Raw genomic sequence first — 17,743 nt, forward strand, 5'->3', positions numbered from 1 at the left:
CTGAGCGCGCCGCCCGCCGAGGAGGTCAAGGTCGGCATCCAGATCCTGGAGTCCCTGAACCTCAAGCAGCGCGGCCTGGAGATCGTCTCCTGCCCCTCCTGCGGCCGCGCCCAGGTCGACGTCTACAAGCTGGCCGAAGAGGTCACGGCCGGCCTCACCGGCATGGAGGTCCCCCTCCGCGTCGCCGTCATGGGCTGCGTCGTCAACGGCCCCGGCGAGGCCCGCGAGGCCGACCTCGGCGTCGCCTCCGGCAACGGCAAGGGCCAGATCTTCGTCAAGGGCGAGGTCATCAAGACCGTCCCCGAGTCCAAGATCGTCGAGACCCTCATCGAGGAGGCCATGAAGCTGGCCGAGCAGATGGAGGCGGACGGCGTGGCATCGGGCGAGCCGTCGGTGGCGGTGGCCGGCTGACAACGGCGCCCTGAGGGGCGCGGGGAACTGCGCGATCGACCGCATACGACCTGCAGTCACCGCGCCACGGGTCTTCCCGAGTTTTCGGGTGGGGCGTGGGTGTCGGTGGCGGGTGGTTGTGGCGCCCTGAGGGGCGCGGGGAACTGCGCGATCGACCACGTACGACCTGCAGTCACCGCGCCACGGGTCTTCCCGAGTTTTCGGGTGGGGCGTGGGTGTCGGTGGCGGGTGGCTGTGGCGCCCTGAGGGGCGCGGGGAACTGCGCGATCGACCACCGTCGACCTGTAGCCGCCGGACGACAGGTCCTCCCGAGTTCCTGGGCGCCCCGCAACCGACCGCGCCTCGAAGCAGGCGGTGCCGAGGCAGGGCGGCATGCCTCAGCTTCCGCAGGTACAGTGCGGAGACCAGCAGCTCCCCCGGAGGGCCCCCGCACGTGTTGACCCAGACCACTTCACGGGTGCTCGAACCGAGTGACCTGGACGCCGCGCTCGCCGTCCTCGACCGCGAGCCGGTCGCGAACGCCTTCGTGACGTCCCGAGTCCAGGTCGCCGGCCTCGACCCGTGGCGCCTCGGCGGCGAGATGTGGGGCTGGTACGAGGACGGCATGCTGACGTCCCTGTGCTACGCGGGCGCCAACCTCGTCCCGATCTGCGCGACCCCGCGAGCGGTACGGGCCTTTGCCGACCGGGCCCGGCGAGCGGGCCGCCGCTGCTCCTCCATCGTCGGGCCCGCCGACTCCACCGCCCAGCTGTGGCGCCTGCTGGAACCCGGCTGGGGCCCGGCCCGTGAGGTCCGCGCCCACCAGCCCCTCATGGTCACCGACCGCATGCCCGCCGACATCACCCCGGATCCGTACGTCCGCCGCATCCGCAAGGACGAGATGGAGACGATCATGCCGGCGTGCGTGGCGATGTTCACCGAGGAGGTCGGCGTCTCGCCGCTGGCCGGTGACGGGGGCCTCCTCTACCAGGCCCGGGTGGCCGAACTCGTGGGCTCCGGCCGCTCCTTCGCCCGCCTCGACCAGCACGGCAAGGTCGTCTTCAAGGCCGAGATCGGCGCCGCGACCGACCGGGCCTGCCAGATCCAGGGGGTCTGGGTGGCCCCCGAGTACCGCGGCCAGGGCCTCGCGGCCCCCGGAATGGCGGCGGTTCTGCGCTACGCCCTGGCGGACGTGGCCCCGGTGGTCAGCCTCTACGTCAACGACTTCAACACGGCGGCGAGGCGGACGTACCACAGGGTGGGCTTCCAGGAGGTCGGCGCCTTCATGAGCATCCTGTTCTGAAACCGCCCGGGGGCGCGGGGCCCGCGCGAGCGACCGAGGACGAGCCACACCCGGAACACGGCGCGAACCCCCCTGTAGGCTCCCCACATGCGCCTTCCCGGTCACGCACACCGCCGCCACCCCGACGACATCGTGATCGGCCCCCTGGACCTCTCCGCCCACGTCGACGAAGCGCTCGCCGTCCAAGCCGTCGCCTTCGGCCTGGGCCCCGACGAAGTGGCCGTACGCCGCCAGATCGTCCTGCGCCACATGACCTACCCGGGAGCGCGGGCCCTGGGCGCAACCTCCGCGGGCAGCCTCGTCGGGTTCGTGTACGGCATGCCCAACGACCGCACGCACTGGTGGTCCACCGTCGTGGAGCCCTACCTCCGGGCCCAGGCGCGCGACGACTGGCTCGACGACTCCTTCGTCATCACCGAGCTCCACGTCCACCCCCGCTACCAGAACCGCGGCATCGGCCGCTCCCTCATCACCACCATCACGGACGGCGCGACCGAACCCCGCTCGATCCTCTCGGCGATCGACATCGAGAGCCCCGCCCGTGGCCTCTACCGCTCCCTCGGCTACCAGGACCTGGCCCGCCAGGTCCTGTTCCCCAGCGCCCCCAAGCCGTACGCCGTGATGGGCGCCCCGCTCCCGCTGCGCCGCCGTTAACCGATTTCCACCGCCCGGTGCCACCCGGCTAACCTCCTGCCATAACCCAAACCCGGCAGGAGTACGAGAACCATGGCGAACGCACCGGTCCAGCGCATGTCCCAGTTGATGGCGAAGACGCTGCGCGACGACCCGGCCGACGCCGAGGTCCTCAGCCACAAGCTGCTGGTCCGCGCGGGCTACGTCCGTCGCACGGCGGCCGGCATCTGGTCCTGGCTGCCCCTCGGCAAGCGGGTCCTCGCCAACGTGGAGCGCATCGTCCGCGAGGAGATGGACGCGATCGGCGCCCAGGAGGTGCTGCTCCCCGCGCTGCTGCCGCGCGAGCCCTACGACGCGACCGGCCGCTGGGACGAGTACGGCCAGGAGCTGTTCCGCCTCAAGGACCGCAAGGGCGGCGACTACCTGCTCGGCCCGACCCACGAGGAGATCTTCACCCTGCTGGTGAAGGACCAGGCGTCCTCCTACAAGGACCTGCCGGTCATCCTCTACCAGATCCAGCACAAGTACCGTGACGAGGCCCGCCCGCGCGCCGGCATCCTGCGCGGCCGCGAGTTCCTGATGAAGGACTCCTACTCCTTCGACACCGAGGACGAGGGCCTGGCCCAGTCCTACGCCCTGCACCGCCAGGCCTATCAGCGCGTCTTCGAGCGCCTCGGCCTGGACTACCGCATCTGCGCCGCCAACGCCGGCGCGATGGGCGGCTCCAAGTCGGAGGAGTTCCTCGCCCCGGCCGGCGCCGGTGAGGACACCTTCGCGGACTGCCCGAACTGCGACTTCGCGGCCAACACCGAGGCGATCGCGTACGAGCTGAAGCCGGTGGACGGCTCCACCGTCCCGGCGGCCGAGGAGATCCCCACCCCCGACACCCCGACCATCGAGACCCTCGCCGCCTCCCTCGGCGTCCCGGCGTCGGCCACCCTGAAGAACCTCCTCGTCAAGGTCGACGGCGAGATCGTCGCCGTCGGCGTCCCCGGCGACCGCGAGGTCGACATGGACAAGGTGGAGGCGCACTTCGCCCCGGCCCTCGTCGAGATGGTCACCGAGGCGGACTTCGCCGGCCGTGCGGACCTGGTCCGCGGCTACGTCGGCCCGCAGGGGCTGGGCGAGAAGGTCAAGTACCTCGCCGACCCGCGCGTGGCCCCCGGCACCTCCTGGATCACGGGCGCCAACAAGGAGCACACGCACGCCAAGAACGTCGTCGCGGGCCGTGACTTCGAGGTCGACGAGTACGTCGACGTCGTGGTCGTGCGGGACGGCGACCCCTGCCCGAAGTGCGGCACCGGCCTCAAGCTCGACCGCGCCATCGAGATCGGCCACATCTTCCAGCTGGGCCGCAAGTACGCCGACGCCCTCAAGCTCGACGTCCTCGGCCAGAACGGCAAGCCGGTCCGCGTCACCATGGGCTCCTACGGCATCGGCGTCTCCCGCGCGGTCGCCGCTCTCGCCGAGCAGACCGCCGACGACAAGGGCCTGTGCTGGCCCGCCGAGGTCGCCCCGGCCGACGTGCACGTCGTCGCCGCCGGCAAGGCCCTGCAGACCGAACTGGCTCTGGACGTCGCCGAGAAGCTGTCCGCGGCCGGCCTGCGCGTCCTGTGCGACGACCGCGCCGGCGTCTCGCCCGGCGTGAAGTTCACCGACTCCGAGCTGATCGGCGTCCCGCAGATCCTGGTGGCCGGGCGGCGCGCGGCCGAGGGCGTCGTCGAGCTCAAGGACCGCCGGACGGGCGAGCGCGAGGAGCTGACGGTCGACGAGGCGATCGCCCGCCTGACCGCGTAGCCGCGGCCCCGCACAAGAGGAGCCGGGAGGCGCACACCGCCTCCCGGCTCTCACCTTTCCAGACCGCGTCCGCGAAGTCCCGCCTGCCCGCACGCCCCGCACTGCCTGAAAGGCGTGCGAGCCGCCCACTCGCCGCAGCGGCCGAAAGCCCGCGTACCGCCACCGGTGCGAGGGCATCCGCCCGGCACGCCGACAGACACGCACCGCCACACCGCGGGGCCCGCCCTCCCGGCGGCCGACAGGTCGTCGCGGACGCCGCCTAGAGCCACCCGGCGAACTCCAGCAGCAGCTCGGCGTCGTTAGGCCGCCCCACCCGAAGCGCCCGCACACCGGACTCCACCGCCCGGAACAGCGTCCAGCCCCGCAACCGCTCCTGATCGACGTCCAGCGACTCCGCGAGCCGCTTCACGCGCCGCCGGGTCGTCGCGGCGCCCGACGGCTGCGCGATGAGATCCTCCACCCGGTCCCGTACCAGCCGGGCGAGGTCGAAGGCGCACTCACCGACCACCGGGTCAGGACCCACCGCCAGCCACGGCATCCGCTCCCCGGCCAGCACCTTGCTCTGCCGGAAGGTGCCGTGCAGCAGCCGGTGCTCGGGCGGTGCGCTCAGCAACTCCTCGCGGGCCGCGAGCGCGGCGTCCACCAGCGGGGCCACCTCGGTGCGCGCCGTCGCGGTCGTGCGCATCGCCCGGGCCTGCCGCCCGGTCCGCTCGGCCACGGTCTCGAAGACGTGCCCGGCCGGAGGCTCCACCCACAGCCGCCGCAGCGTCCCCGCCGCCTCCAGCAGCGCCTTCGCCTCCGGCAACGACCGCACCGACAGATCCGGATGCAGCCGCTCCAGCAGCAGCACGCCCTCGGTCACCGGGGGGCCCTCCCGCTCGGACGAAGTCGAGAGCGGGGGAGGTTCGAGCAGCTGGACGGATCCGAGGCCGCCCCAGTGCGCGAGCGCCGCCCGTTCACTCTCCGGCCGGAACCGGGGCGGGGCCAGCTTGAGCACCGCCGGGGTGCCGTCCGCGCGCCGCACCAGTACCACGAGGCTGCTGCGACCGCCCGGCATCTGCACCCGCTCGACGGTCAACTCACGCGAGACGACGGCCCGGTGGGCCGCCTCCGGCAGCTTCCCCAACCAGTCGTCACCGTCCGGTGCCGTCTCACCGAGCGCCCTGACCAGACGCTGCGGCGGTTCGAAAGCCATGCGCGAGTCGTTCCCTTCCCGTCCTGCCCCCACGTGTCCTCCGCCCCCGTCACGCCGTGGGCGCCGCCGCTGCCGACGGGGCGCCCGCCCGCTCGGCGAGCCCAGGGAAGGCTACGCTCTCGCCCCGCCAGCGCACCGCCCGCACCGCCGCCTCCCGCAGCGCATCGGCCGCCGTGGTCCGCAACCCACCCTCGGCTGCCCGCACCAGGTCGGAGTACACCGCGGCGACCCGGTCCTCCAACTCGGCGGCGAGCCGGACGGCCGCTGCCGGGTCCGGCACCGGGAACGGCAGCGCGTAGGCAGCGCTCGCGACGGCCGGATCGGCGCCCAGGTCGCGCACCTCGCGCGCCAGCGCGTCCCGCCGCGCCCGGTGCGCGTCGTACGCCGCCCGGGCGTCCCCGCGCCGTTCCTCGGCGATCCGGGCGCCGACGACGCCGTACCCGTACACCGCCGCGTGCTCGGCGGCGAGCGCCGCCTGCAGGGCGGTCAGCCGCCGCTTCCTCGTCTCGTCGCCCGCCTCGCTCACTTGGCCCCCTCGGTCAGCAGGTACGCGTGCGCCGCCCCGGCCGCCGCCACGGAGGCCAGCAGCCGCGCCAGCTCGCCGGGCACGTCGAGGAGCGCCTTGGACCGCCGGTCCGCCAGCTCCCGCTCGGCCGCGGCGAGTTCGGCCACGGCGTCCTTCTCCTTCGGCGGAACGCCGGGCGGGACGGAGGCGGACGGTGCCGCCTTCCCGGCCTCCGGCGCCCTGGAAGAGCCGTCGTCGGGCCCGGAGGTTCCCGAAGTCCCCGGCGCCCTGCCCCCGAACGCCTCCACATGCCGTACCGCGGCCGCCCGCAGCGGCCCCAGCAGCTCTGCCAGCACCGGGTGGGCGGCGAGCACGGCGTCGTACCGCCCGACCAGCCCCTCGCTGTCCCGGGCCGCACGCGCGCGTGCCCGCTCGGTGAGCGACGGACCGCCGCCGGTCGTACGGCCGTCCGAGTCCCCGGACCCGGAGGAGCAGCCCACGAGCAGGACGGCCCCGGCGGCCGAGGCGAGCAGGGTTCTTCTGCGCGCGCCCGAGGGGGTGCGCGGCGGCGAGGGGTACGGCACGGCAGACGTCCTCGGGGAACTCGTTCGAAAGCGGTTACGAAGGCACCTGTGCGATCAGCGGACCGCAGGCCCGTGATCACCGTACCCGCGCAACCGGACGGCACCACTCAGCGGCACCGCTCGTACGCAGGTGGACGGCAACACCCCCCGCGACCCGATACCCTTTGACCTGACAGCGACCCATCCCACAACAGCACACGCGGCCGAGGAGTCACCCGGATGAGCACCACCCAGAGCGAGAGGCTGCGAGAACTACTGGAACCGCTCGTCAGCTCTCAGGGCCTGGATCTCGAAGAGATCGCAGTGGACTCGGTCGGACGCAAGCGTGTGCTGCGCGTCGTCGTCGACTCCGACACCGGTGCCGACCTGGACCGGATCGCCGATGTGAGCCGTGTGCTCTCGGCGAAGCTCGACGAGAGCGACGCGATGGGCGAGGGCGAGTACACCCTCGAGGTCGGAACCCCGGGCGCGGAGCGCCTCCTCACGGAGCACCGCCACTACGTGCGTGCCGTCGACCGGCTGGTGAAGTTCCAGCTGGCCGAGGGCGGCGAGCTGGTGGCCAGGATCCTGAAGGTCGACGACGAAGGACTCGACCTCGAAGTACCGGGGGTGAAGGGCCGCAAGGCCACCTCGCGCAGGCTCGGCTTCCCGGAGATCGACCGGGCGCGCGTGCAGGTCGAGTTCAACCGCAAGGACAGCAAGGACGAGAAGGAAGAGGAGGCGTAGCCGTGGACATCGACATGAGTGCCCTGCGGGGCTTGGTACGGGAGAAGGAGATCTCCTTCGACCTGCTGGTCGAGGCGATCGAGTCGGCCCTCCTCATCGCCTACCACCGCACCGAGGGAAGCCGCCGCCACGCGCGCGTGGAGCTGAACCGGGAGACCGGCCATGTGACCGTGTGGGCGAAGGAGGACCCCGAGGACCTGGAGGAGGGCCAGGAGGCCCGCGAGTTCGACGACACCCCGTCCGGCTTCGGCCGTATCGCCGCCACCACCGCCAAGCAGGTCATCCTGCAGCGGCTGCGCGACGCCGAGGACGACGCGACGCTCGGCGAGTACGCCGGCCGCGAGGGCGACATCGTCACCGGAGTGGTCCAGCAGGGCCGCGACCCGAAGAACGTCCTCGTGGACATCGGCAAGCTGGAAGCCATCCTTCCGGTGCAGGAGCAGGTGCCCGGCGAGACGTACCCCCACGGCATGCGGCTGCGCTCGTACGTCGTCCGGGTGGCCAAGGGCGTCCGCGGCCCGTCCGTCACCCTTTCGCGCACCCACCCCAACCTGGTGAAGAAGCTCTTCGCCCTGGAGGTGCCGGAGATCGCCGACGGATCCGTCGAGATCGCCGCCATCGCGCGTGAGGCCGGTCACCGCACCAAGATCGCCGTCCGCTCCACCCGTAGCGGCCTGAACGCCAAGGGCGCCTGCATCGGCCCCATGGGTGGCCGGGTGCGCAATGTCATGGGCGAGCTGAACGGTGAGAAGATCGACATCGTCGACTGGTCGGACGACCCGGCCGAGATGGTGGCGAACGCGCTTTCCCCGGCCCGGGTCTCCAAGGTGGAGGTCGTGGACATGGCGGCCCGCTCCGCGCGGGTGACCGTGCCCGACTACCAGCTGTCCCTGGCGATCGGCAAGGAAGGCCAGAACGCCCGGCTCGCGGCCCGGCTCACCGGGTGGCGGATCGACATCCGCCCGGACACCGAGCAGGCCGGGGAATAGATCCAGGCCGCGGGACGCTCAGATCACGTCAGGTTATCGCGCGGCAACTGTTCGAATCCTGCCCCAAAGGGGTGAGGTCGGTACGGGGAGGTAGACTTAACTGTGTCTGGCCGGACACGCGTCCGCGCATGCCCTGAACGCACCTGTGTGGGGTGCCGGGAGCGAGCGGCCAAGACTGATCTGCTGCGCATCGTGGCGATCGAGGACGAGTGCGTCCCTGATCCTCGCGGTACGCTGCCCGGCCGGGGTGCGTACGTACACCCCGCACTGGTCTGTCTCGACCAGGCGGTACGCCGCCGGGCGTTCACGCGGGCGTTGCGCGCCCCGGGAGCGCTCGACACAAAGGCGTTGCGCCGGTACGTCGAGCAGGCAACAGTTGCTGAGCAGGCAACACCGTAAGAAGCGTCGTGCGGAACCCCCGTGCGGCCCTGGTACCTCGCGAGTCGGAAGTAGGTCGAGATTGCGATGAGCACTCGATGAGTACGCGATGAGTACGCCCATGAAGTAGCGACGGTCCGGCCGCAACCCGGACCTAAAAGGAGCGAAGTGGCTAAGGTCCGGGTATACGAACTCGCCAAGGAGTTCGGTGTGGAGAGCAAGGTCGTCATGGCCAAGCTCCAGGAACTCGGTGAATTCGTCCGTTCGGCGTCTTCGACCATCGAAGCGCCCGTAGTCCGCAAACTGACGGACGCCCTCCAGCAGGGCAACGGAGGCGGCAAGTCCGCCCCCGCCCGCAAGGCTGCCCCGGCGAAGCCGGCAGCCCCCTCTCCGGCGCAGGCAGCCCGTCCGGCCGCCCCGCGCCCGGCGGCTCCCAAGCCGCCCGCCGCCGAGAAGCCCGCGGCTCCCGCCGCGCCGGCCGCTCCCGGCCCCCGTCCGACCCCGGGCCCGAAGCCCGCGCCGCGGCCCGCCCCGGCGTCCCCGGCTCCGACCACGCCCGAGTTCACGGCACCCCCGTCGGCTCCCGCCGCCCCGGCACAGGGCTCCGGCCCGCGTCCGAACGCTCCGCGTCCGGGTGGCCAGGCGCCGCGTCCCGGCGCCCCGCGTCCGGGCGGTCCCGGACAGGGCGGTCAGGGCCGCGGTGAGCGTCCCGGCGCTCCGCGTCCGGGTGGCCAGGCACCGCGTCCCGGTGGCCGTCCGGCCGGTCCGCGTCCGGGTAACAACCCGTTCACCTCTGGTGGCTCCACCGGCATGGCGCGCCCGCAGGCGCCCCGTCCGGGCGGTGCCCCGCGTCCGGGTGGCCCCGGCGCTCCCGGCGGCGCTCCGCGTCCGCAGGGCCAGGGCCAGGGCGGTCCCCGTCCCCAGGGCGCCGCGGGCGGTCCCCGTCCGCAGGCCCCGGGCGGCCCGCGTCCCACGCCGGGCGGCATGCCCCGTCCGCAGGGCGGCGGCCCGCGTCCCGGTGGCGGTCCCGGCGGTCCGCGTCCGAACCCCGGCATGATGCCGCAGCGTCCGGCTGCCGGCCCGCGTCCCGGCGGCGGTGGCCCCGGTGGCCGCGGTCCCGGTGGCGGCGGTCGTCCCGGTGGCGGCGGTCGCCCGGGTGGCGGCGGCTTCGCCGGTCGTCCCGGTGGCGGTGGCGGCGGTTTCGCCGGTCGTCCCGGTGGCCCCGGTGGCGGTGGCGGCGGTTTCGCCGGCCGTCCGGGTGGTCCCGGCGGTGGCGGCGGTGGCCGTCCCGGCTTCGGCGGTCGTCCCGGTGGTCCCGGTGGCCGTGGCGGCACGCAGGGTGCCTTCGGCCGTCCCGGTGGTCCCGCGCGTCGTGGCCGCAAGTCGAAGCGGCAGAGGCGCCAGGAGTACGAGGCCATGCAGGCCCCGTCGGTCGGCGGCGTGATGCTGCCTCGCGGCAACGGCGAGTCCATTCGCCTGTCGCGCGGTGCGTCGCTCACCGACTTCGCGGAGAAGATCAACGCCAACCCGGCGTCCCTCGTCGCGGTCATGATGAACCTCGGCGAGATGGTCACCGCGACCCAGTCCGTCTCCGACGAGACGCTCCAGCTCCTCGCCGACGAGATGAACTACACGGTTCAGATCGTCAGCCCGGAGGAGGAGGACCGCGAGCTGCTCGAGTCCTTCGACATCGAGTTCGGCGAGGACGAGGGCGACGAGGAGGACCTGGTGGTCCGCCCGCCGGTCGTCACCGTCATGGGTCACGTCGACCACGGTAAGACCCGACTGCTCGACGCCATCCGCAAGACGAACGTCATCGCGGGCGAGGCCGGCGGCATCACCCAGCACATCGGTGCCTACCAGGTCGCGACCGAGGTCAACGACGAAGAGCGCAAGATCACCTTCATCGACACCCCGGGTCACGAGGCGTTCACCGCCATGCGTGCCCGTGGTGCGAAGTCGACCGACATCGCGATCCTGGTCGTCGCGGCCAACGACGGCGTCATGCCGCAGACGGTCGAGGCGCTCAACCACGCCAAGGCGGCCGAGGTCCCGATCGTCGTCGCGGTCAACAAGATCGACGTCGAGGGCGCCGACCCGACCAAGGTGCGCGGTCAGCTCACCGAGTACGGGCTGGTGGCCGAGGAGTACGGCGGCGACACCATGTTCGTCGACATCTCCGCCAAGCAGGGTCTGCACATCGACTCCCTGCTGGAGGCCGTGGTCCTCACCGCGGACGCCTCGCTCGACCTGCGGGCCAACCCGAACCAGGACGCGCAGGGCATCTCGATCGAGTCCCGTCTCGACCGCGGCCGCGGTGCCGTGTCGACGGTCCTCGTCCAGCGCGGCACGCTGCGGGTCGGTGACACGATGGTCGTGGGCGACGCCTACGGCCGTGTGCGCGCCATGCACGACGACAACGGCAACCTCGTCACCGAGGCCGGCCCGTCGACTCCGGTGCAGGTCCTGGGCCTCACCAACGTCCCGGGCGCGGGCGACAACTTCCTCGTCGTCGACGAGGACCGTACGGCCCGTCAGATCGCGGAGAAGCGTGCGGCGCGCGAGCGCAACGCGGCCTTCGCGAAGCGCACGCGCCGTGTGTCGCTGGAGGACCTGGACAAGGTGCTCAAGGCCGGCGAGGTCCAGCAGCTGAACCTGATCATCAAGGGTGACGCTTCCGGTTCGGTCGAGGCCCTCGAGTCCTCGCTGCTCCAGCTGGACGTCGGCGAAGAGGTCGACATCCGCGTCCTGCACCGCGGCGTCGGTGCGGTCACGGAGTCCGACATCGACCTGGCCATGGGCTCCGACGCCATCGTCATCGGCTTCAACGTGCGCGCCGCCGGGCGTGCGCAGCAGATGGCCGAGCGCGAGGGTGTGGACGTCCGGTACTACTCGGTCATCTACCAGGCGATCGAGGAGATCGAGGCTGCCCTCAAGGGCATGCTCAAGCCGGAGTACGAAGAGGTCGAGCTCGGCACGGCGGAGATCCGCGAGGTCTTCAAGTCGTCCAAGCTGGGCAACATCGCGGGTGTTCTCATCCGCTCCGGCGAGGTCAAGCGCAACACCAAGGCGCGCCTCATCCGCGACGGCAAGGTGGTCGCGGAGAACCTCAACATCGAGGGTCTGCGTCGCTTCAAGGACGACGTCACCGAGATTCGCGAAGGGTTCGAGGGCGGTATCAACCTCGGCAACTTCAACGACATCAAGGTCGACGACGTCATCGCGACGTACGAGATGCGCGAGAAGCCGCGGGCGTAACAGCCGACGGTTCGTGCCGGCCGGCGGGACTTTCGGTCCCGTCGGCCGGCACGGCGTTTGCCGACCGGCACCGCGGGCGGGCGCGACGGTCCACGGAGCGTAATATCCGTCGATCGTCCCGGCCCCTTCGTTGTACGGTTCTGATGTTCCTGCCTCACAGTCGGCAGGGCCATCGATCCCGTACCGGCGGGTGAACCGGTTACACACATGTATGTGGGGACGCTGTCCTTCGACCTCCTCCTCGGCGACGTACGGTCGCTGAAGGAGAAGCGCTCCGTCGTCCGCCCGATCGTCGCCGAGCTCCAGCGCAAGTACGCGGTGAGCGCGGCCGAGGTGGACCACATGGACCTCTACCGGCGGGCCGGGATCGGCATCGCCATGGTGTCCGGCGACGCCGGTCACCTCACCGACGTACTGGACCGGTGCGAACGGCTGGTCGCCGGCCGTCCGGAAGTGGAACTGCTGTCGGTACGACGGCGCTTCCACGGTGATCACGACGACTGACGACACACAGCCAAGAACGAGAAGAAGAAAGAACGGGAGACGGACCAGTGGCCGACAACGCGCGGGCGAAAAGGCTGGCGGACCTCATCCGAGAGGTGGTGGCCCAGAAGCTGCAGCGCGGGATCAAGGACCCGCGGCTCGGCTCGCACGTCACCATCACGGACACCCGGGTCACGGGTGACCTGCGGGAGGCGACCGTCTTCTACACGGTGTACGGGGACGACGAGGAGCGGGCGGCCGCGGCGGCCGGACTGGAGAGCGCCAAGGGCGTCCTCCGGTCCGCGGTCGGGGCGGCCGCGGGCGTGAAGTTCACGCCGACCCTCACCTTCGTCGCCGACGCCCTGCCGGACACCGCACGCACCATCGAGGACCTTCTCGACAAGGCGCGCCAGTCCGACGAGAAGGTGCGCGAGGTGTCCGCGGGCGCGAAGTACGCCGGTGAGGCCGACCCGTACCGCAAGCCGGGCTCCGACGACGAGCCGGACAGCACTGTCGAGACGGACGGCGACACCGCGGAATGACGCAGAAGCACACCACGCCCGACGGCCTTGTCATCGTCGACAAGCCGTCGGGCTTCACTTCGCACGACGTGGTCGCCAAGATGCGCGGCATCGCGCGCACCCGCCGCGTCGGGCACGCCGGCACCCTCGACCCCATGGCGACGGGCGTGCTCGTCCTCGGCGTCGAGAAGGCGACCAAGCTCCTCGGTCATCTGGCCCTGACCGAGAAGGAGTACCTGGGCACCATCCGGCTGGGCCAGACCACCGTCACCGACGACGCCGAGGGCGAGATCACGGGGTCGGCCGACGCCTCGAAGGTCACCCGCGACGCCGTCGACGCCGGGATCGCCAAGCTGACCGGCGACATCATGCAGGTGCCGTCCAAGGTCAGCGCCATCAAGATCGACGGTGTCCGCTCCTACAAGCGGGCGCGCGAGGGCGAGGACTTCGAGATCCCGGCCCGTCCGGTCACCGTCTCCTCCTTCGCGGTGTACGACATGCGGGACGCCGTCGCCGAGGACGGAACCCCCGTCCTCGACCTGGTCGTGTCCGTCGTCTGCTCCTCCGGCACCTACATCCGCGCCCTGGCCCGCGACCTCGGTGCCGGTCTCGGCGTCGGCGGCCACCTCACGGCGCTGCGCCGCACCCGCGTCGGCCCGTACAAGCTGGACTCCGCCAGGACGCTGGAGCAACTGCAGCAGGAGCTCACGGTGATGCCGATCGCCGAGGCCGCCGCGGCCGCGTTCCCGCGCTGGGACGTGGACGCCAAGCGCGCCCGCCTGCTCACGAACGGGGTCCGCCTGGACATGCCCGACGAGTACGCGGGCGCCGGCCCCGTCGCCGTCTTCGACCCCGAGGGCTGCTTCCTGGCGCTCGTGGAGCAGCACAGAGGGAAGGCGAAGAGCCTGGCCGTGTTCGGCTGAGGCGCCGACAACCGGTGCCCCGTGCGGGTGCCCGCCCGCGGAGCGACGGCCACGGGGTCGTCCACTGCCCGTCGCTCCGCGGTCCCCCTCGGTTCCCCCACCCCTAGGGTGTATCCAACGCCCCCCGCCTGTTCACCCGTCCGTGCGGGCGCTCGGAGTGAACCGAGGGAGCGGAAGGGGGCGCGTTCGTCACGCGATCTGTCCCACTGATCATCTCGCGCCTACCGTCGACAGCAGCGCGCGAGTGTGCGGGGCGCGCGGACGTACGGCGTGGAGGTTCGACGATGGCGGAACGGGGCCCGGGGGCGGGCGGGGGCCGCCGGATGCCGGGTGCGGCGGGGGACGCGTGGGCGGCCCAGGGAGCCTGGGTGCCGTCCGACGCCGAGGGGGAGCGGTGGGCACCGGCCGGGCAGGAGCCGCGGACCGGGTGCGCCTCGGACGGGTCGTCGCCCTCGGGCGACCGGGCCCTGGTCCGGATCCACGACCTCGGCGGGCGGCCCCGGGGCCTCGGTTTCATGGCCGACCACCACGGCACGGTCGTCACCGGCCATGAGGTCGTCGACGGACTGTCCCGTCTCGTCCTGTGCGCTGTCGAGGGGGGCCGCAGCTGTGCCGTCTCCGCGAGCGCGGTGACCGCGTTGCCCGCCTGCGGCCTGGCCCTCGTACGCACGCGGGGACTGGGCGTGGACCCGCTGCCGGTGGCGGTGCGGGACCGGGCCGAGACCGGTGCGTATGTGCGGATCGCGGCCGGTGGCTGGCGGGAGGCACGGGTACTGGGGGCGGCCTGTGCGACGTACCGGGCGACGGACGGGGTCCATCTGCTCGACGGCGCCGCGGAGTTGGCGGTCGGGACCGCCGGTCGGGATGCCCTGCGGATGGGTGCCGGGGCGGCCGGAGGACCGGTGCTGGACGCCGGGACAGGCGCGGTCGTGGGCGTGCTCGGCAGGGCCCTGCGGTCCGGTGACCGTGACGCCGTCCTCGCCGTGCCGCTGCGGCCGACGCCCGACGGACCGCTGGCCGACCTGCTCGCGAGGAACGCGGCGACGGTGCCGGCGTACGGCGCCGACCTGAACATGGCCGGCGTCCTCGAACTGACGGCCACGACGGTGGCGCAGGACGGTCCACCGCAGACGCCGGGACGCGCCGGGCGGGCGGACAGCGGGGGAGCGGGGGCGGCGGCGCCCGTCGAACGCGCCTCGTTGGCAAGGGAGTTCGACGCCTTCCTGCGGGGCGGGGCCGCGGTCCTGGGCCTGGTCGGCGCTCCGGGCAGTGGCCGTACCACCGAACTCGCCGCCCTGGCCGCGCGCCGCCACCACGGTCCCGAACCGGCCCCCACGCTGTGGCTGCGCGGCGCCGACCTCAAGGACCACGACACCTCGGTGGCCGACGCCGCGCGTCGTGCGCTGAGCCGGGCGGCCCGCATCGTGGCCGCCTCCGTGCCGGCCGGCTCCACCGACCTGGGCGACACCTCCCCGGAGCGCCTGGCCCACCTCTCCCACGCCACCGGCCGCCCCCTGCTGCTGCTCCTCGACGGTCCTGAGGAGATGCCGCCGTTCCTGGCGCACCGCCTGGCCGACTGGACGCAGGACACGGCGCGTTGGCTGCGGGAGACCGGGGCACGGCTGGTCGTGGCGTGCGGGGCCGAGTACTGGGAGGAGGCCGCCTTTCCGGAGGAGTCGCTGCACCGGGCCGGTGAGTGTGCGGTGCCGGAGGCCGACCGGCCGTCTCCGGCCTGCGTACGGCTCGGTGACCTCACCCCCGACGAGGCACGGCAGGCCCGCGCCCGGTACGGCATCCCGGAAGGCGCCCTCGCCGCCCCCGACGCCCGGCACCCCCTCACCCTGCGCCTGCTCTCCGAGGTGCGCGCCGCCCTCCCCGGCACCCCGGCGCCCCGGCAGGCCGACCGCGACGACGTGCTCTCAGCCCACCTCGACCTGATGTGCCTGCGCATCGCCGTACGCCTCGCCGCGGAGAACGGGCTGCGCGGAAGCGCTGTACGCCGCCTCGCCGCCAAGGTCTCCGGCCAGGTCCACGAGGCCGCCCGACGCAGCCTGGGGCCCGGGCAGGGCGAGCTGGACCGGGAGTCGTTCGAGGCCGTGTTCCCCTGGGGCCCCGCCCCCGCGAGGCTCGGCGGCGGCACCGGCTGGGCCTCCGCGGTCCTCACCGAGGGCCTCGTCGTGCCGGCCGGCAACGGCTACCGCTTCGCCCACGAGGAACTCGCCGACTGGATCCAGGGCATGCACCTCGACCTGGACGAGGCACTCAAGGCCCTGGTGCACCGCCGCCGCAGCCACCCCGACGCCGTGCACCCCCTCCCCGTACCGCACCACCGCATCGGCCCCGTGGTGCAGGCCCTGCTGCACCTGGCGCGGCAGCACGGAAGCGCCCGACTGGCCGAACAGCTCGACCAGTTGACGTACGCCCTCGACGCCGACGAGGACTCCTGGTGGGCCTCCCGGCTCCTGTCCGAGACCCTGGTGCGCGTCCCGGACGCGACGCCGTACCTGGACGTACTGCGCCTGCTCGTCGACCACATCGTGGCCTGGCGGCACCGCGGACGCCCCGCACCGCCGGACTTCGGCCCCGGCTTCTGGACCGCCCTGCGGCTCTCCGACACCGACCGCTTCGAGCTCCTGCGCGACCTGGTCCGCGCCGACGGCCCACCCCAGGGCACCGACGGCGCGACGACCGACGCCGTCACCGACCCCCTGCCGTACACCACCGGCCCCTTCCACCCCGGCGGCCCCCCGGCGCCGGGACCCCCCTCGACCGGCGGCCACGACGCCCGCTACCTCGACGCCGCCGCCCACCTCCTCGCCACCACCCCCGCCGCCGTCCAACCCCACCTCACCCGCTGGTTCGACGACGACCGCCCCCTGCCCGCCACCCCGCACGCGACCGTCGCCCGCGCGGCCCAGGCACTGCTCTACACTCACCGCCACCGCGCCCTCGACGACCTCACCGAGACGCTCGTCGACAGCGCGCACCGCAAGGCCGACGAACTCCTCGCCGTACTTGCCGAGGAGGAGCCGTCCGCCGTCTGCCGGGCCGTCGAGCGCTGGGCACACGACGAACGACCCGGGCGGCGCTGCGCGGCGGTGACCTACGGGCTGCGTGCCGCGCCCCACGTCCACGCCGAGACCGACCTGGAACTCTTGCGCCGCGCCGCCCTGGCCCTGCTCGACCGCCCCGCCGACACCACCCTCCACGGCGGCGCCCTCGCCCTCCTCGTCCGGGACCCGCGCACCCGGACCCGGCACCTGCCGCAGGCGCTGGCGCTCTTCACCGCCGCCGACCCGCAGCTGCCGCCCAGCGCCCTGGTCGCCGCCCTGGCGACCCACCCCGAACCGGTCCTGGAAGCGTTCCGTGAGCGCCTGAAGCGACCGGACACCGGTGAGGCGCTGCGCACCCTCGCCGACGTCACCACACCGGCCCTCGCCCGCCGCGTCGCCGCCCTGGTCCGGGAGGCGGTGGGGCGGCGCCCCGAGACCGCCGCCGACGTGGCCGCGTACGTCGACCGGCGCCTCGACCACGGCCCCGCGGCCCGTGCCGTACTGTTCCCGCTGGTCACCGGGCTGCTGGACGGCGGCACGGAACAGGTGCGGGCCGCCCTCGCCGCCGTACTCGCCGCTCCCGGCGCCCCCGGCTCGCGCCCCCTGCGCGGCGAACTCCTCGACTTCCTCCTCGCCCACGAGCACGCCCCGGCCGTCCTGGAAGCCCTCCTGCGCGCAGTGGTCCACCAGGGCGGCGACCGGGCGGACGGCGACCTTCACGGCCTCGTCCGACACACCGGCCTGCTCCTGGTCCGCACCCCGGACGGCGCCGCCCGCTTCGACCGGGGCCTGGTCGACCTGGGCCGCCGCGTTCCGGGCTTCGCCGGGCGGGTCGCCGGCTGGCTCGCCGCGAGCCCCGAGGAGTGGGCGGCCGTGGTCGGCCCGAGCACGCGCCGGATGATCGAGAACCTGGCGGGCGTACGAGTTCCCGCATGACCAGCGCGTCCGTGCGTGCACCCGGTCACAGCCCCCATGCCGATGCGGGCACGGGGCGCCCGGCATGGC

The 17,743-nt window shown here is 73.1% G+C and carries 15 protein-coding genes; 12 read left to right on the plus strand and 3 right to left on the minus strand.

Features of this window, described 5'->3' with window-relative positions; all coding sequences use genetic code 11:
* The 4 genes from ACFYNL_RS38435 to ACFYNL_RS38450 all read left to right on the plus strand — a co-directional run.
* A partial coding sequence (locus ACFYNL_RS38435; protein WP_388812557.1) for a flavodoxin-dependent (E)-4-hydroxy-3-methylbut-2-enyl-diphosphate synthase occupies nucleotides 1-411 on the plus strand: 411 nt, incomplete at its 5' end.
* Between the two features lie 433 nt (nucleotides 412-844).
* Nucleotides 845-1,693 (plus strand): GNAT family N-acetyltransferase, encoded by an 849-nt coding sequence (locus ACFYNL_RS38440; protein ID WP_388812560.1) that lies wholly within the window; start codon nucleotides 845-847, stop codon nucleotides 1,691-1,693.
* An 87-nt stretch (nucleotides 1,694-1,780) separates the two neighbouring features.
* A complete protein-coding gene (locus ACFYNL_RS38445) occupies nucleotides 1,781-2,347 on the plus strand; it encodes a GNAT family N-acetyltransferase (protein WP_388812563.1) in 567 nt (188 codons plus the stop codon).
* Between the two features lie 72 nt (nucleotides 2,348-2,419).
* Nucleotides 2,420-4,123, plus strand: a complete 1,704-nt coding sequence (locus ACFYNL_RS38450) for a proline--tRNA ligase (RefSeq protein WP_388812565.1) — start codon at nucleotides 2,420-2,422, stop codon at nucleotides 4,121-4,123.
* 259 nt (nucleotides 4,124-4,382) lie between these two features.
* Here the strand turns inward: ACFYNL_RS38450 and ACFYNL_RS38455 are convergent, their stop codons facing one another.
* The 3 genes from ACFYNL_RS38455 to ACFYNL_RS38465 are packed head-to-tail and all read right to left on the minus strand — an operon-like array spanning nucleotide 4,383 to nucleotide 6,407.
* Nucleotides 4,383-5,318, minus strand: a complete 936-nt coding sequence (locus ACFYNL_RS38455; RefSeq protein ID WP_388812567.1) for an aminoglycoside phosphotransferase family protein — start codon at nucleotides 5,316-5,318, stop codon at nucleotides 4,383-4,385.
* A gap of 49 nt (nucleotides 5,319-5,367) precedes the next feature.
* Nucleotides 5,368-5,844 (minus strand): ferritin-like domain-containing protein, encoded by a 477-nt coding sequence (locus ACFYNL_RS38460; RefSeq protein WP_388812569.1) that lies wholly within the window; start codon nucleotides 5,842-5,844, stop codon nucleotides 5,368-5,370.
* Nucleotides 5,841-6,407, minus strand: a complete 567-nt coding sequence (locus ACFYNL_RS38465; RefSeq protein WP_388812572.1) for a hypothetical protein — start codon at nucleotides 6,405-6,407, stop codon at nucleotides 5,841-5,843. Before ACFYNL_RS38465 ends, ACFYNL_RS38460 begins: the two co-directional genes overlap by 4 nt.
* Nucleotides 6,408-6,626: 219 nt before the next feature.
* Between ACFYNL_RS38465 and rimP the strand changes: the two genes are divergently transcribed.
* The 8 genes from rimP to ACFYNL_RS38505 all read left to right on the plus strand — a co-directional run bounded on the left by rimP (nucleotide 6,627) and on the right by ACFYNL_RS38505 (nucleotide 17,674).
* A complete protein-coding gene (gene rimP, locus ACFYNL_RS38470) occupies nucleotides 6,627-7,133 on the plus strand; it encodes a ribosome maturation factor RimP (protein ID WP_388812575.1) in 507 nt (168 codons plus the stop codon).
* Between the two features lie 2 nt (nucleotides 7,134-7,135).
* Complete coding sequence (gene nusA / locus ACFYNL_RS38475) at nucleotides 7,136-8,122, plus strand: transcription termination factor NusA (protein WP_030958814.1); 987 nt, start codon at nucleotides 7,136-7,138, stop codon at nucleotides 8,120-8,122.
* 102 nt (nucleotides 8,123-8,224) lie between these two features.
* Nucleotides 8,225-8,521 (plus strand): YlxR family protein, encoded by a 297-nt coding sequence (locus tag ACFYNL_RS38480; protein ID WP_388812578.1) that lies wholly within the window; start codon nucleotides 8,225-8,227, stop codon nucleotides 8,519-8,521.
* Between the two features lie 147 nt (nucleotides 8,522-8,668).
* Nucleotides 8,669-11,758, plus strand: a complete 3,090-nt coding sequence (gene infB / locus ACFYNL_RS38485; RefSeq protein ID WP_388812580.1) for a translation initiation factor IF-2 — start codon at nucleotides 8,669-8,671, stop codon at nucleotides 11,756-11,758.
* Nucleotides 11,759-11,965: 207 nt separating this feature from the next.
* On the plus strand, nucleotides 11,966-12,262 hold the full coding sequence (locus tag ACFYNL_RS38490; protein ID WP_019755573.1) for a DUF503 family protein: 297 nt from the start codon (nucleotides 11,966-11,968) through the stop codon (nucleotides 12,260-12,262).
* A gap of 47 nt (nucleotides 12,263-12,309) precedes the next feature.
* Entirely contained in the window at nucleotides 12,310-12,783 is a 474-nt protein-coding gene (gene rbfA, locus ACFYNL_RS38495) for a 30S ribosome-binding factor RbfA (RefSeq protein WP_388812583.1), read from the plus strand.
* Nucleotides 12,780-13,685 (plus strand): tRNA pseudouridine(55) synthase TruB, encoded by a 906-nt coding sequence (gene truB / locus ACFYNL_RS38500; RefSeq protein ID WP_388812585.1) that lies wholly within the window; start codon nucleotides 12,780-12,782, stop codon nucleotides 13,683-13,685. Before rbfA ends, truB begins: the two co-directional genes overlap by 4 nt.
* 284 nt (nucleotides 13,686-13,969) lie before the next feature.
* Complete coding sequence (locus ACFYNL_RS38505) at nucleotides 13,970-17,674, plus strand: serine protease (protein WP_388812587.1); 3,705 nt, start codon at nucleotides 13,970-13,972, stop codon at nucleotides 17,672-17,674.
* Nucleotides 17,675-17,743: the final 69 nt, after the last annotated feature.

The sequence above is a fragment of the Streptomyces sp. NPDC007808 genome, assembly GCF_042868655.1.
Lineage (GTDB): Bacteria > Actinomycetota > Actinomycetes > Streptomycetales > Streptomycetaceae > Streptomyces.

Coding starts and splice junctions, on each gene's coding strand:
- ACFYNL_RS38445 (WP_388812563.1), top strand. CDS start 1,781: ATGCGCCTTCCCGGTCACGCACACCGCCGCCACCCCGACGACATCGTG.
- ACFYNL_RS38450 (WP_388812565.1), top strand. CDS start 2,420: ATGGCGAACGCACCGGTCCAGCGCATGTCCCAGTTGATGGCGAAGACG.
- ACFYNL_RS38455 (WP_388812567.1), bottom strand. CDS start 5,318: ATGGCTTTCGAACCGCCGCAGCGTCTGGTCAGGGCGCTCGGTGAGACG.
- rimP (WP_388812575.1), top strand. CDS start 6,627: ATGAGCACCACCCAGAGCGAGAGGCTGCGAGAACTACTGGAACCGCTC.
- ACFYNL_RS38490 (WP_019755573.1), top strand. CDS start 11,966: ATGTATGTGGGGACGCTGTCCTTCGACCTCCTCCTCGGCGACGTACGG.
- truB (WP_388812585.1), top strand. CDS start 12,780: ATGACGCAGAAGCACACCACGCCCGACGGCCTTGTCATCGTCGACAAG.
- ACFYNL_RS38505 (WP_388812587.1), top strand. CDS start 13,970: ATGGCGGAACGGGGCCCGGGGGCGGGCGGGGGCCGCCGGATGCCGGGT.